The organism is Paraburkholderia sp. BL10I2N1 (assembly GCF_004361815.1).
Classification (GTDB): Bacteria; Pseudomonadota; Gammaproteobacteria; order Burkholderiales; family Burkholderiaceae; genus Paraburkholderia.
In genome coordinates, this window is sequence record NZ_SNWA01000002.1 from 1,015,052 (window position 1) to 1,028,129 (window position 13,078).

The window sequence follows — 13,078 nt, forward strand, 5'->3', positions numbered from 1 at the left end:
CACATCATGCGCGAAGCTGTCATTGTTTCCGTTGCCCGCACGCCGATCGGCAAGGCCTATCGAGGGGCCTTCAACGACACGCAAGGCCAGGCATTGGCCGGTCACGTCGTCGGCACCGCTGTCAAACGAGCGGAGGTCGACCCTGCCGAGGTCGACGACGTGGTGCTTGGCTGTGCCCTTCAGCAAGGCTGCACCGGCTTCGACGTCGCACGTCAGGCCGCCCTGCGGGCAGGCTTCCCGGCGTCGGTCCCAGGCATGACAGTCGACCGGCAGTGCAGCTCAGGTTTGATGGCGGTGGCCACCGCGGCCAAACAGATCGTGCTTGACGGAATGCAGATCGCCGTCGCCGGCGGCGTGGAATCCGTTTCGCTGGTTCAGAACGCATTTGCGAACCAGTTCCGCATCGCCGACCCGGTGCTGGAAGAACGCATTCCGCAGCTGTACATGTCCATGCTCGAAACCGCCGAGATCGTATCGGACCGGTATCGCATCTCGCGTGACCGCCAGGACCAATATGCGCTTCGGTCGCAGAGGCTGACGGCTCAGGCGCAAGCCGAAGGTCGGTTCGAAGCTGAAATTGTCCCTATGACAACCATGATGAAAGTGGTGGACAAAACCACGGGGGAAGCCACGCTCAAAAGCATTACCTTGAAAATCGACGAGGGAAACCGGCCGCAGACCACGCTGGAAGATCTCAAGAAGCTCCAGCCGGTTTTCAGGAGCGGCCAGCGGCTCAAGCAGGGCGAGTTCATCACGGCCGGCAACGCTTCGCAACTCTCCGACGGGGCGGCGGCATTGGTTCTGATGGAGGCTGGCGAAGCGGCACGCCGAGGCCTCACCCCGCTCGGCGCTTACCGCGGGATGGCAGTTGCCGGATGCGATCCCGATGAAATGGGCATTGGTCCGGTCTTTGCCGTGCCCAAATTACTGAAGCAGGCCGGACTGTCGGCTGCCGATATCGACTTGTGGGAACTCAACGAGGCGTTCGCATGCCAGGTTCTTTACTGCCAGGACAAGCTCGGCATTCCTGATGATCGTCTGAACGTTTCAGGGGGTGCGATTGCAATCGGCCATCCGTACGGAATGTCTGGCGCCCGAATGACCGGACATCTCCTTCTTGAAGGCCGACGCCGCAAAGCGAAATACGGAGTTGTCACGATGTGCGTCGGCGGTGGGATGGGCGCAGCGGGCTTGTTTGAAATTTTCTGATGTATGAGGGGGCGACTGGCCATGTCGTCCCGCGCACCGCGCTCTGGCCTACGGTGCCGCGCGCGGTGTTGCCGCCAGGCAACATCGCCCCGCCTGGCAATACCGGCATACCGACGATCCCTTTTAGCGTTTTGCCGGACGGGCGCTCGTTGGCCCTGATACGATGAGTCATGACTCTTGCAGGATCAGTGGAGGCCGGTATGCACTTCGATGCATTTTCCTTCGGTTCCATCCGCATAGATGACGTGACTTACGAGCATGATGTGGTGATCGATCGCGGGCAGGTTCGCAAACGCAAGAAGAAGCCATCCAAGGCGTTCCGCGAAGCATTCGGCCATACGCCGGTATCGACGGCCGAGGCCATTCCCTGGAATTGCCAGTGCCTCGTGATCGGCACCGGCACCGGGGCACTGCCGGTGATGGACGAGGTAAAGCAGGAGGCCGAGCGCCGGAAAGTCAAACTCGTTATCGTGCCGACGGAGGAGGCCATTGCCAGACTCAAGGAGCAGATAAGAGGAACCAACGCGATTCTGCACGTCACGTGCTAGGGGACGCGGCTGGCGCGGCGTTTCACAGGCGAGCCAGCCCGACCGAAACACCGTACGTCGCCAGAGCGCCTTGTCACCCAAAGCCCAGTGGTCGCCCTTGTTCTGGCGCTCTTTCAAAAAGGGACGAACCGCCCTCCTACAGCGCCGCGATAAAATCGTTCCACACCGTCGCTTGCATGGTCTCGGTGGCGGCGTGTCCATAGCCTCGGATGATCAGCGACGCAAGCTCAAGCTGTTTCAGATCGTTCGATTCGACAATGTCCACGACGTCGAATCGCCCGAGTGTCAGATAGCTGCTTTTCCAGGTGACGGCTGGGCATTCAGCTTTGATCTTCTCCGCCACAGTGACGGCGATCTGTTTGAGTTCCTTTGGATCCTGGAACGCGTCGGGAGCGAGACGGCTGAGGATGACGTAGGTAGCCATGGTATACCTCCGTGGGAAAATTGCTCCGCGGATGGCTACGGCAGTCACACTGTGGCGAACGGCCATCCGCCAAGCGGATGCATTCCTGTGCCTCTTGATTATAGTAAGGTTCCTTGTCCCTAAAGCCCGAGGTCACGAGCCTCACTGGACGTTTCCCACCCAGCGATATACAACAGGGCATCGGCCTTACGTAAAGCTTTCGCCGGTCAAAAAAGTCTGCCGCGCGCCAGTGTAGGGACTATCCTGTATAGGTGGTTGGTGTTTTCGGCACGCGACCACAAAACGGGGCAACTGCGGGACTGGCCAGTAGGTTCGCCGCCTGCCTTTGCCCCGCCACCACCAGGGTCCGCCATGTGCGGGCCGTTTTTTTGCGCCCTCCCTACCGTGATAGCCTGACCAATCGCCGTTCTCGAGTGATCCGCCAAAGCCGTTGCGGGATATCAATGTCACCGGGTCATCGATCACCTGTGGCGGTCTGTGCGGCGCGCAGCCCGAATGTAAGTGCAGCCGCAAGACCGCCGGCGTAGCCGCGTCGAAAGGTGTTGCCGACATCGGCGCCAGCAACAAGTAGACCTGGAATGGGCTGGCCGCGACTGTCGAGTGCGCGCGCACGATCATCGGCCGCCAAGCCGGCGTGCGTGAAGGTGATAGCGGGTTGCACCACCAACGCGCGATAGGGTGGCTTGTCGTTCGGCAGCAGGGCGCCCTCTATGCACGGGTGGAGCGTTTCAGGGGCGGAGCGCACCACCGCGCTATACCGCTCCAAGGTGGCGCGTCCGGCTGCGCCGTCGAATCCCCATTCATCGGCATGCCTCGCCACGTCGTCGAGTGTCGGGCATAGCGCACCCTTCGCACCCTGAGCCAGGGCAACTGCGAGCTTGTCGACGGGAGGGATGCCCTCGACGAACGCCTTCATGACGTACTCTTCCTCGATGCGCTGGTCCCAAACAAGCAGGGCAAGCGCGTCGGTCCGGGTCAGCGTCTCCTGGGCGTTCAGATGATCGCCCAGGCTTTCGTCGCAAAAGCGCTGGCCCTGCTTGTTGAGCAACACCGAAAACTCGCTGTGATATTGCGTGAGTACAGCGAATTTCGATGGATGATCGAGGCTTGCCGGATAGCAGAGCAGGTGACCGTAAAAGCCGGGGTTGTGACCGTCGGAGAGGTGCCCGCCGACCGCCGTCCCAAGCTGCAACCCATCGCCCGTGCTGCAAGGGTTCGAGCGTAGCGGAATACTGCGCGCGTGCGGATGGATGTATTCGGCCCGAAGATCGGCCGATCCCTGAAACCCGCCCGTCGCGATGATCGTATTATTGGCCAGGACGCGAACCGCCCCGTCGCGGTGTGTCGTGTCGGCGCCGATGACGCGACCGTGCTCGTCGGTGACGAGGCGCTCGGTAACCGTTTCGGGGACTACTACACCACCTGCATGCTCGACGCTTGCGACACATGATCGAAGATGACCGATGATGTCGATCTGATATCCGCGCCCATACATCACATTGTGCGGCCCCGACATCTGCACATCGCGCGACCGCAGCCACACAATCGCGTCGGAGTAGCCGTCGACGACTACCGCGCCAAGCGCCGGGTCCCCGTTGCCGACGTACCGCATCTTACGCGTCGACGGGACCGTCCATACAAAGCCGCCGGAAATGATCGCTGATCCGCCGATGTCCTTTGCCTTGTCGATTACCACCACCTTCGCGCCGCCTTCCGCTGCGCGGGCGGCGGCGGACAGCCCTGCCATACCGGCACCGATAACCAGGAGGTCGCACTCGAGTATGTCTGATGTATCCATTTTGTCTGATGTCTCCATTACGCATCACTGAAACGCAGGTGCTGGCAAGACCTGCCACTGTCGTGTGCGATACCTGCCAGAACACTTGTTAGTCAATGTGGACTCCACCCTCGTGGGAGGTCAGGGAGCCAATCACGCCGCATAACCAAGATAGCCAACGCGCAGCGCCTCAGTCGTGGTGTGATCGGTCATTGAGCCCGATTGCACGATCGCGCCGTGATCGAGCACGGCGACGTGATCCGCGTAGCGCATTGCGTGCGTGGCAATCTGCTCGACTACGACGACGGTCACGCCGGTTTTGTTCAGAGTCGAGAGCAGTTCGTAGACCGCGTCGATGAGAATGGGCGCCAATCCAAGCGAGGGTTCGTCGAGGATGATCACGCGGGGGGCCGCCATTAGCGCACGGCCGACTGCCAGCATCTGCTGCTCACCGCCCGACAGCGTGGCGGCCGCTCGATGTCGCCCTTCCTGCACTGAGCGCGGCATGAGGTCCATCGTTGCCTTGAAGCGCAGATTTATCTCGGCACGGTCAACACCGGCGCCATAAGCGCCGAGCAGCAGATTTTCAGACACGGACAGTTGACCGAACAGGCGCCGACGCTCCGGGACGAGTACTGCGCCGACATCGACGTAGCTGCGTCCAGTTCGGCGTCGCGTGCCCGCGGCGTCGGCAACGATCACGCGCCCGCGGGTTGCCGCCAGCATGCCGCCCATGATCTGCGCGAGGGTGGATTTGCCCGCGCCGTTTGGCCCGAGCACCGCCGTAAAGCTACCCCGCCGAACGTCGAGCGACACACCCGATAGGGCAAGCACGCCGTCGTAACGGTGTTCGACATCGATCACGCTAATGGCGCTGCCGCCAAATGTCGCGCTCTCCCCACGGATGGTGCCCTCGATCGGTACCGTGGAACCGAAATACGCTTCCATCACTGCCGGGTCACGCCGGATTGCATCTGGCGCGCCCATCGCCAATTGGCAACCGAAATTGAGCACCACAACCTTATCGACCAGGCTCAAGACTTCTTGCACGGCATGGTCGATGATGAGAAAGGACACTCCGGCAAGGCGCATTCCTTGCAAAATGGCGCGCAGTTCGTCGTACTCATGCTTGTCCAAACCGGAGAAGGGTTCGTCCAGCGTGATCACGAAGGCCCCGATCGCCAGCACGCGCCCGATATCGACTACCTTCTGAATCCCGAACGGTAGTTCCGACGGATACGCGTTTGCAAATGAACGTAGTCCCAGCCCATCGAGGATCCGGTCAGCCACCGCCTCCGGATCGCGCAACTGCATGTGGTGCGTCCGCCGCAATGACACCGCAAGTTCGGCGACGGTGACGAGCATATCGCGGATCGGAAGCTCGTCGAAGAGTTCTGCATGCTGGAAGGTTCGCCCAAACCCGAGCGCAGCGCGACCGTAGGGAGGCAGCGCAAGCAGGTCAGCCTCACCCAGGGAGACACTCGCCGAACTGAGTGGCCGCACGAAACCGCTGAGCACATTGAGCAAGGTCGTCTTGCCAGCGCCGTTCGGACCGATCAAGCCTACTGCGGTTCCTGGCGGGACGTCGAACGATACATCCTGAAGCGCCTTGAGGCCCTGGAAGGACACTGAAACATTCTTCAGGGAGAGCGTATCCCGGGCCGGAGGAAGCAATTCCGAAACGAGCTTGCGCATGGCCTCGGCGTTGACTGCCTGACGCGCCACCCCACCGGAATGAGTCGTTGGGCGTGCCACTCGCGACCGAATCAGGCGGCGCGTGGCCGGTACGATCCCGTCACCCAAAAGCAGCAGAACCAGGACCATGGCGGCGCCGTAGACGAAACTAGACACGCCCGGCAAGGCGCGTGCGAGTTCAGGCACCAAAGTGATGAAGGAGGCACCGAACAGAGCTCCGACAAAGCTGCCGATTCCGCCCACGACCGTTGCGACAATCAGCATCACGCCGGCACTGAGGTTGAACGCTTCCGGGTCGAGGTAACCGATCACGAACGCCATTGCCACGCCTGCCAGCGAGGCGATGCCGGCACTCGTGCCGAAAGCCCGGGCATTCTCGATATGCGGTCGCAACCCGACCGCCGTTGAGGCGATGCGCTGTCCTTTCACTGCGAGCCAGCGCCGCCCGTAACGACCGCTACTGATTAGCTCGCTAAACAGGAAGACGGCTGTCGCAAGCAACACGCCAAATGCCACGGTGCCATTCGTGTCTAGCGGTTGCGGCAAGAATAGGGATACCGCCTGCCCTACGTGCATGCCCTCGTCGCCGCCGGTGACTTCCCTCCAATGACCGACAATCTCGGTGCCCGTCAACGAGAGTGCCAACGTAAGCAAACCGAAATAGAGCACCGAGAAACGTCCCGCGCTCAGCCCGAGTATGAATCCGACGCAGGACGAAAGGACCACCGCTGTCACCATGATGATCTCGACCGGCACTCCTTTCGTGCTCAGATTCGCGGCAACATAAGCCCCTAAAGCCATGAATACTGGATGCCCCAATGACCAGATTCCGCACGACCCGGCCAGCATCGTCATCGACAGCACAACGATTGTGTAAATCGCGATCGAAGCGATGATGAACTGCGCGTAGTCGCCGATCAGACCCAGGGGACCAGCGGCAAGTGCGAGCGCGATGCCCGCGAGCGCGATTGAGCCACACCTCAACAGATTGGTGCTCATACGCGCTCCTTTCGGCCAGCGCCGAGCACCCCTGCCGGGCGCAGGAAGAGTACCAGGACGATGATGGCGAAGACGATGGTGTCGCGATAGTTGGCCGATACGTAGCGGCCAGCCAGGTTGTCGAGCACGCCGACCGCGAAGCCACCGATGACGGCGCCCGGCATGCTGGTCAAGCCACCGAGAAACACGCCGGCGAATGCCCGAAACAACGGTCCGAGCGTGAGGTTGGGATTGAGCGAGTTATCAGCTGCGAGGAAGAACGAGGCGACAGCAGCCAGGCCGCAACCGAGAAACCATGCGAGTGCCGAAACCCGGCCTGCATCGATACCAACCATGCGCGCGGCGAACTGATCCTCTGCCGTGGCACGCATCGCCATCCCGAATCGCGTCGTCCGGAAGAACCAGGCCACGGCAAACATGGCTGTTGCCGCGAGCACCGTAGCGAGCACCCTGTTCCAGGAGAGTGCCATGCCGCCGAGATCGACTGTTCCGGCGGCAAGTCCTTTGAAGGGCAGAGAACGCGTTCCCCACCCCCAGTAAATCAATGCATTGATCAGCAAACCCAATCCAATCGTGACCACCAGCGAGATGAATAGCCTGTTGCGTCCAAGGCCAAGTGGCCGGATCAACACCCGCTCGGTCGCCACGCCAATGAGGCCGGCCACGACGATAGATATGATCAGCCCTACCGCGACGGGCACGCCGGCTGCGATCGTCGAGGCTGAGATAAAGACCGACAAGGTACCAATATCGCCGATGCCGAAATTCACGGTGTCGGTTGACCGGAAAATAATGACAAGTCCGAGGGCGAGCAAGGCGTAAGCCGAGCCGCTCGCTATTCCTGAGACAACAACAGCGGGAAGATCACCCATGACGATATCCTTTGCGTGGATTGCAACGAAGGCCCGCGATACGCCTGACGCTTACCTGCACACCATTCAGGTCACGCAGCTGTCGAGCTTCGATAGCGCCAGCAAATCCGGGAATTCAGGATTGCGTCGCTCGAGAATCGATTCCATGCGCTCACGTATGGCGCCGTCGAAGGCCCGCGTGGTGATGACATAGAGCTGGCGGTCACGGATTGCTCCCACCACTTGCTCGGCAACCTGCTGCGGCGTCATAGCGGTGCGATAGAGGTTTTTGGCTATTTCATGGTAGGCGGTCGGTGCCTTGTCGCCTTCGCTGCGCCTGGATCCGGGGCGATTGCGTTCGGAGTTGTAGATTCCCGTCGAGACCACGCCCGGACAAAGCACGGACACGCCGATTTTTTCGCCGCGCTCGCGCAAGCTGGCATAGATCGCCTCGGTCAGGCGCACCACGCCATGCTTGGTGACACCATAAACTCCAGCTTCGGAGCCGCTGATCAGCCCCGAGACCGACGCGGTGTTAACGATGTGGCCTTCCTCGCCACGCTCAAGCATGAGGGGAAGAAAGCTTTGAATGCCATGCACGACGCCCCAGAGATTGACGTCGAGCGCCCACTTCCAATCTTCGAGCGTAAACTCCCAAACAGGCGCGTAGCGCTGCGGAGGAACGACTCCCGCGTTATTGCAAAGGATATGAACGGCGCCGTAGCGCTCAAGCGTCTTTCGAGCGAGCGTCGCGACGCTGCGTGCTTTTGAGACATCTGTGCGTACCGCAAACACCTCGTGACCTGCCGCCCTCATTTCGGACTCGGCCTGTTTGAGGGGGTTGGCTTCGACATCAGCCAGCACGATCTTCATGCCTTCAACGGCAAAGCGCTCGGCCAGTGCGCGGCCGATCCCACTCGCCGCACCTGTAACGACCGCGACGCGGCCAGAAAATTGTTCCATCCATCGTCTCCTTTTTAGTAATGCCAGGCCTTGCACGTGCCCAAGCGCAATTCAGAGCCGCATTGAAGCGGAGCTATCGATCGCCAGTCGGCCTGCGACGATCGTCAGCATGCTCCCGGTGAAATCGTACGAGTTGGCAACCAATCAGCGGCAGGTCTTCAGGTCGGTGTATTCAAGAAACACGCAACGCTCGAATTCCTCGACCGCCCGTGGTTACCACGCGATGTTCAGGCCCGCGGATGCGTCACGTGCTGCCGGGGCGACATGGGGCCTGTCACCAGGCTTTTGCGCTGTCTATTGGCTCGCCGACAGCTTGCCACTTGCTGGCGGAGATCTGGACGCGCTGTAATGCGGTGACGCCCAGATGCTGGTTCGGACCGTAAGAAACCGGCGGAAAGATCCCGCTGTCGTAGTTGCGAATCGAGTACATCGCTTTGACCAGCGACTCGCGGGTTATCGGACCTTCGATTCGGCGTACCGCTTCAACGAAGATCTTGGCCATCCCGAATCCGAACAATGAAAGGTAGTCCGGCTTCTCGGTGGGCGCATACTTCGCGAGGGCCTCTCGGTATTCGCGCACCGCAGGCGTATCCAGTGTGGGGGGGACCGTCCAGGACACCGACTTCATGCCCTCGACAGCCGGTCCGGCGAGTTCGATGAGTGCATTCGAAACAGTCGGCGCGTAGCTATAGAGCGCTGGATGAAAACCCTGCTGCTGAAGTTCTTTAGCCAGGGCGACGATCTCTGGCTGCGTGAGGATGAGCAACAGCGCGTCGGGCTTCTTCTGCGCGATTTCCAGGGCGATCGGCCCGTAGTCCTGGGTGTTGAGCTTGGTCGGATAGAGATCGACGGTAGCGTCAGGCCTTATGGCTTTTACGCTTGGGCCGATCTTGTTCGCAACGTTTTCAAATGCGGCCACCGACGAATACACCACGATCATTTTCCGATGGCCATCCTTGGCGGCCCATCGACCGATTGCCTGCGCCTGGGCTTCGTACAGCACCTGCGCGCCAAACAGATTGGCCCGAGCCGGGTTGTACCAGTCTTCGGCGCCACCGTATGGATTGATGATCGGCACCTTGGCCTCATCGAGCAGATAGGAGAAGGTGGCAGCGGTATTGGCGGTTCCGTTCGGGCATACAATTGCCAGAACCCCATCACGCGAGGTCAATTTACGCGCCGCAGCCACGGTGCGCTGCGCATTAAAGCCGTTGTCTTCCACAATGAGGTTGAACTTTCGGCCCTTTATGCCACCCCGGTCGTTGATCATCGAGAGGTAAGCTTCAAAACCGGCGCGTTGCGGAACACCGTAGGCCGCCACCGGCCCAGTCAGCGGCATCCATGCGCCGATCTTGATCTCTTTGTCAGTGACGCCCGGGCCTTGTTGCTGCGCGAGACCTGATCCGGCACCCAGCAGAAGCGGCGCAAGAATGAGGAGCGCACGCAAGAAAGGCACTCTCGCTTTTCGTCCAGACGACTCAGGAAATCCCGCAAATCTCTTCTGCCAAGCATTCCTAAATAGCATTGTCTCTTCTCCTCCGATTCAATAGTCGCCATCCTACTGTTCGAATTCTCATGGAGGGCGAGTGGTTCATTTTTTTCCACTGCGCTCGACTTTATTTAGTGCGCGGACCGACTGGTCGGTCGACCGCGTGAAGACATCATATACGCCGCCCGAGAAAAATGTCAACTTCCTCAAACGGCGCGCTCCGCATGTACTGATCACCGACAAGCTCAAGAGCTACGCCGTGGCGAACAAAGATCTGGGGCTGAACGTCGAACACCACCAGCACAAAGGATTGAACAACAGGACAGAGAACTCGCACCAGCCAAAACGGGTACGCGAGGATGTGATGCGCCGCTTCAAGTCAGTGCGTCGACTGCAACGATTCGCTTCGGTGCGTGATCAGGTGGGCAACCTGTTCTTGCGCTGCCGCTACAACACGAACGCGCAACAGAAGAGAGAGATGCACACCCCGGCCTTCGAGGCTTGGGAAAGGGTGACGCGCGTCTCGATGCCCGGACGTCTCGCCGCGTGAGTTCGTCGTCCCTCGCGCGCTGCATTTTCGTTTGGCCGCACATCAACAACGTGACAACTCTGTCTGGCTCGCTGCATACGCCTGTCCACCCTTGCTGGCCTGGCCAGGCTCAAGAGCCTTGACGGATGTGCGTGCCGGCCGTTGCAGCCCGCACGAATTGTCCGGCCGAACATCACCCGTTTCGTCACCCTGGCAAGCGCGCATCAGGGCTCGATGACTCCCGCGCTGCGCATCGTCATCGGTCTCCTGAAGGAGGTTTCTTCCGGGTTGGTAGCGTCCGGGCAGTACAACGGACCAGTCAGCAGGCCACCCGTTACCGGGCCCGCGTCTGTAGCCACTTCGCGCAGTGCGAATCGGTCCTTGCCTGGCGGCCCGGTCTCACCGGGAAAGGTGGGGGCAAGGACGCCTCGTTCCCACCGGGGCGGCTGACTGTTGGCGCTAGATGACAGCTTTTAACGCTCCCGGGCCCCCAGCCACCAGGGTGATGCTAAGTGACTGGTTCGATAGGGACTCCACCGATGTATTGGTTGATGGTGTGAGCGGTTGACGCGATCCGATTATCCGCGCCGTTACTTACCGGGGACGCCCGACTGCGACGTACCACCGTTCGCGGGACCGTAACTGGTTTGACCCGGCGCCGCGCCACTCTGCGCAGCAACGCGCGCCTGCGCGGCGCGGATGTCGTCCGGATAGTTGGGGTCACGGCGGGCAGGATTGTAGCCGGCCTTTTCGAGTTGTATCAGTTCTGCTTTCACCTGTTCCCGCGTGACGGTCGAACCGGATTGCTGAGCGGACGATACGGCCGGAGCCGCCAGAACCGAGACGGTAAAGACTGCATAGAGCAAACGTTTCATGATAGCTGACCTCCACGGACAGAATCCGTCCTCTTTCACCACTCATTCCGGCGGTGAACAACTACAGTTTAGTTGTCAGGGGCGATTCTGCACGTTGGACCCGTAATCGCCTGGTCGCCCGATTGCCATCGCGGGTGTGATCGACATGAAGAAACTCGCCGGCGTGCTGCTTCTCGCCGCGACACCGCTTTTAGCATCCACCGGAACGCCCCACCTCTATTCACGCAGCGCGATCGTGTACGACGTCGGGCACAGCGAGGTCCGGCTATACCCATGAGGCAGGACGTTGCATCGCGGCCGAAGCCAGCATGCCGAATGATCAGGTGATTATTGCGCTCCTTGGCGCTCGATCTTCCGCGGCACGTTCGGCAGCCTTGCATGACGACTTCATCGCCTTGCCAAAACGCGCGCTTGACTGTCACGAACTGCGTCACTCGCGGTGTCTCGAGTATCCCTCGCCCCCCGCGGCCTGCATCAGACCGTCCGTGAAACGCGCCGTTACCACTTTGTGACGTGCATCACGTAAACCTGACGTAAGCTCAATACATAAAGCGCGCCGCGTTTGTTGCGGTGCGATAACGAGGAGCACGTCATGAAACCGCTCGATGCAACGTTGCGCGCCGGCAGCGCCGTTGCAGTGCTGGTGTTGTCCGGGGCACTGTCCGGTTGCTACTACGTACCGTACGGCTACTACCCGGGCTACGGGTACTACCCCGCCTATCCTGCCGTACCGACGGCGGCCACGCAGCAAGATGTCCCCATCGCGCCCGGCGACTCTTCGCAAGTTCCGGGGCAAACGCAATTCGCGATGCCTGACGGCACGTCGCCCGACGGGTCGCCCCCAACCTATGACATGGCGTCGGCCTACGGCGGCGCGCCGGCATACTATCCGATCGCCTATCCCTACCCGTATGCCTATCCGTACCCGTACTACGCTTATGGCTGGCCAGGTTTCTGGTGGCCGTCGGTGTCGGTCGGCTTCGCATTCTTTGGCGGGTGCTGCGGTCACAGCCACTACGACCACTATGGCCATTACGGCTACTACGGCCACTGGGGTCATTATGGCTATTGGGGTGGCCACGGTAACTGGGGTGGCGGTCACGGCTACTGGGGCGGCGGTCACGGTTACTGGGGCGGCACCCACGCTGGCTGGAGCGGTGGTGGCGGCCACTACTGGGCGACAGGCGGCGGCCACGGCCGTTCGCATTGAGCGAGGTCCGCTCCCGAACGGGACCGCGCCGGACATCCTGCGCGATCGCCGCCGCGAAAGACATGGCTATTCCCCGCGACGAAGGGAATTCGTCGACAGCCACGGCGACGCACATCATGTCGTTATTGCCCGGTGCCTTTTCCATCAACTAACCGACTGTGCCGGTCAATCTCACGATTCCATCGCCGGTGCCGACGGCTACCTCGCGGAATTCGCGCGACGAACATCGCCAGAGCGTCGCAGCGCTGTTTCTTTCAATGCTGTCCAATAAGCCGCCGCGTGAACATGGAGCCAATTCACGACATCTACGACTGCCGACATTCCACGAACGAGCCTTTCGGCGAAGTCACGCTGGCTGCGTGAGTTGGTCTGGGTGCCCCGGATGCAGCAATTACGCGGCCCGCTCGACAGTCAGGCGGTCGACCACCGCCTTCACGCCCGGCGTCGATCGGGCAGCACCGCATACGATGGAGCGCTCAATTGAGGAACTGACTTTTCCCGTCCTGCAA

At 60.9% G+C, this 13,078-nt stretch carries 10 protein-coding genes and 2 pseudogenes; 4 read left to right on the top strand and 8 right to left on the bottom strand.

Annotated elements, in window-relative coordinates:
* Positions 1-6 precede the first annotated feature (6 nt).
* Both B0G77_RS26585 and B0G77_RS26590 read left to right on the top strand, forming a co-directional pair.
* On the top strand, positions 7-1,209 hold the full coding sequence (locus tag B0G77_RS26585; RefSeq protein WP_133664995.1) for an acetyl-CoA C-acyltransferase: 1,203 nt from the start codon (positions 7-9) through the stop codon (positions 1,207-1,209).
* Between the two features lie 200 nt (positions 1,210-1,409).
* Positions 1,410-1,757 carry an MTH938/NDUFAF3 family protein gene (locus tag B0G77_RS26590; protein ID WP_133664996.1) on the top strand — a complete coding sequence of 116 codons (348 nt, stop codon included), beginning with the start codon at positions 1,410-1,412 and terminating at the stop codon, positions 1,755-1,757.
* 136 nt (positions 1,758-1,893) lie between these two features.
* On the opposite strand, the gene B0G77_RS26595 is transcribed toward B0G77_RS26590, so the two are convergent.
* The 6 genes from B0G77_RS26595 to B0G77_RS26620 all read right to left on the bottom strand — a co-directional run bounded on the left by B0G77_RS26595 (position 1,894) and on the right by B0G77_RS26620 (position 9,913).
* Positions 1,894-2,181 (bottom strand): GYD domain-containing protein, encoded by a 288-nt coding sequence (locus B0G77_RS26595; protein ID WP_133664997.1) that lies wholly within the window; start codon positions 2,179-2,181, stop codon positions 1,894-1,896.
* 454 nt (positions 2,182-2,635) lie between these two features.
* Positions 2,636-3,979, bottom strand: coding sequence for an FAD-dependent oxidoreductase (locus B0G77_RS26600; RefSeq protein ID WP_166656276.1), 1,344 nt, complete (start codon positions 3,977-3,979; stop codon positions 2,636-2,638).
* Between the two features lie 132 nt (positions 3,980-4,111).
* Positions 4,112-6,652, bottom strand: coding sequence for an ATP-binding cassette domain-containing protein (locus B0G77_RS26605; RefSeq protein ID WP_133664999.1), 2,541 nt, complete (start codon positions 6,650-6,652; stop codon positions 4,112-4,114).
* Positions 6,649-7,524 carry a branched-chain amino acid ABC transporter permease gene (locus tag B0G77_RS26610; protein WP_133665000.1) on the bottom strand — a complete coding sequence of 292 codons (876 nt, stop codon included), beginning with the start codon at positions 7,522-7,524 and terminating at the stop codon, positions 6,649-6,651. Before B0G77_RS26610 ends, B0G77_RS26605 begins: the two co-directional genes overlap by 4 nt.
* A 66-nt stretch (positions 7,525-7,590) precedes the next feature.
* Complete coding sequence (locus B0G77_RS26615) at positions 7,591-8,466, bottom strand: SDR family NAD(P)-dependent oxidoreductase (protein ID WP_133665001.1); 876 nt, start codon at positions 8,464-8,466, stop codon at positions 7,591-7,593.
* Positions 8,467-8,740: 274 nt separating this feature from the next.
* Positions 8,741-9,913 carry an ABC transporter substrate-binding protein gene (locus tag B0G77_RS26620; RefSeq protein WP_166656277.1) on the bottom strand — a complete coding sequence of 391 codons (1,173 nt, stop codon included), beginning with the start codon at positions 9,911-9,913 and terminating at the stop codon, positions 8,741-8,743.
* A 262-nt stretch (positions 9,914-10,175) separates the two neighbouring features.
* Here B0G77_RS26620 and B0G77_RS26625 point away from each other — a divergent pair.
* A pseudogene (locus B0G77_RS26625) lies at positions 10,176-10,505 on the top strand (DDE-type integrase/transposase/recombinase); the annotation flags it as partial.
* A gap of 569 nt (positions 10,506-11,074) precedes the next feature.
* Here the strand turns inward: B0G77_RS26625 and B0G77_RS26630 are convergent.
* Positions 11,075-11,359: a DUF4148 domain-containing protein gene (locus B0G77_RS26630; RefSeq protein ID WP_133665004.1), complete on the bottom strand. Its 285-nt coding sequence runs from the start codon at positions 11,357-11,359 to the stop codon at positions 11,075-11,077.
* A 592-nt stretch (positions 11,360-11,951) separates the two neighbouring features.
* On the opposite strand from B0G77_RS26630, the gene B0G77_RS26635 reads away from it, so the two are divergent.
* Positions 11,952-12,569, top strand: coding sequence for a hypothetical protein (locus tag B0G77_RS26635; RefSeq protein WP_133665005.1), 618 nt, complete (start codon positions 11,952-11,954; stop codon positions 12,567-12,569).
* A 391-nt stretch (positions 12,570-12,960) separates the two neighbouring features.
* Here B0G77_RS26635 and B0G77_RS44555 read toward each other — a convergent pair.
* A pseudogene (locus B0G77_RS44555) lies at positions 12,961-13,071 on the bottom strand (OsmY domain-containing protein); the annotation flags it as partial.
* Between the last annotated feature and the right edge of the window lie 7 nt (positions 13,072-13,078).

Coding starts and splice junctions, on each gene's coding strand:
- B0G77_RS26585 (WP_133664995.1), top strand. CDS start 7: ATGCGCGAAGCTGTCATTGTTTCCGTTGCCCGCACGCCGATCGGCAAG.
- B0G77_RS26590 (WP_133664996.1), top strand. CDS start 1,410: ATGCACTTCGATGCATTTTCCTTCGGTTCCATCCGCATAGATGACGTG.
- B0G77_RS26595 (WP_133664997.1), bottom strand. CDS start 2,181: ATGGCTACCTACGTCATCCTCAGCCGTCTCGCTCCCGACGCGTTCCAG.
- B0G77_RS26600 (WP_166656276.1), bottom strand. CDS start 3,979: ATGGATACATCAGACATACTCGAGTGCGACCTCCTGGTTATCGGTGCC.
- B0G77_RS26605 (WP_133664999.1), bottom strand. CDS start 6,652: ATGAGCACCAATCTGTTGAGGTGTGGCTCAATCGCGCTCGCGGGCATC.
- B0G77_RS26610 (WP_133665000.1), bottom strand. CDS start 7,524: ATGGGTGATCTTCCCGCTGTTGTTGTCTCAGGAATAGCGAGCGGCTCG.
- B0G77_RS26615 (WP_133665001.1), bottom strand. CDS start 8,466: ATGGAACAATTTTCTGGCCGCGTCGCGGTCGTTACAGGTGCGGCGAGT.
- B0G77_RS26630 (WP_133665004.1), bottom strand. CDS start 11,359: ATGAAACGTTTGCTCTATGCAGTCTTTACCGTCTCGGTTCTGGCGGCT.
- B0G77_RS26635 (WP_133665005.1), top strand. CDS start 11,952: ATGAAACCGCTCGATGCAACGTTGCGCGCCGGCAGCGCCGTTGCAGTG.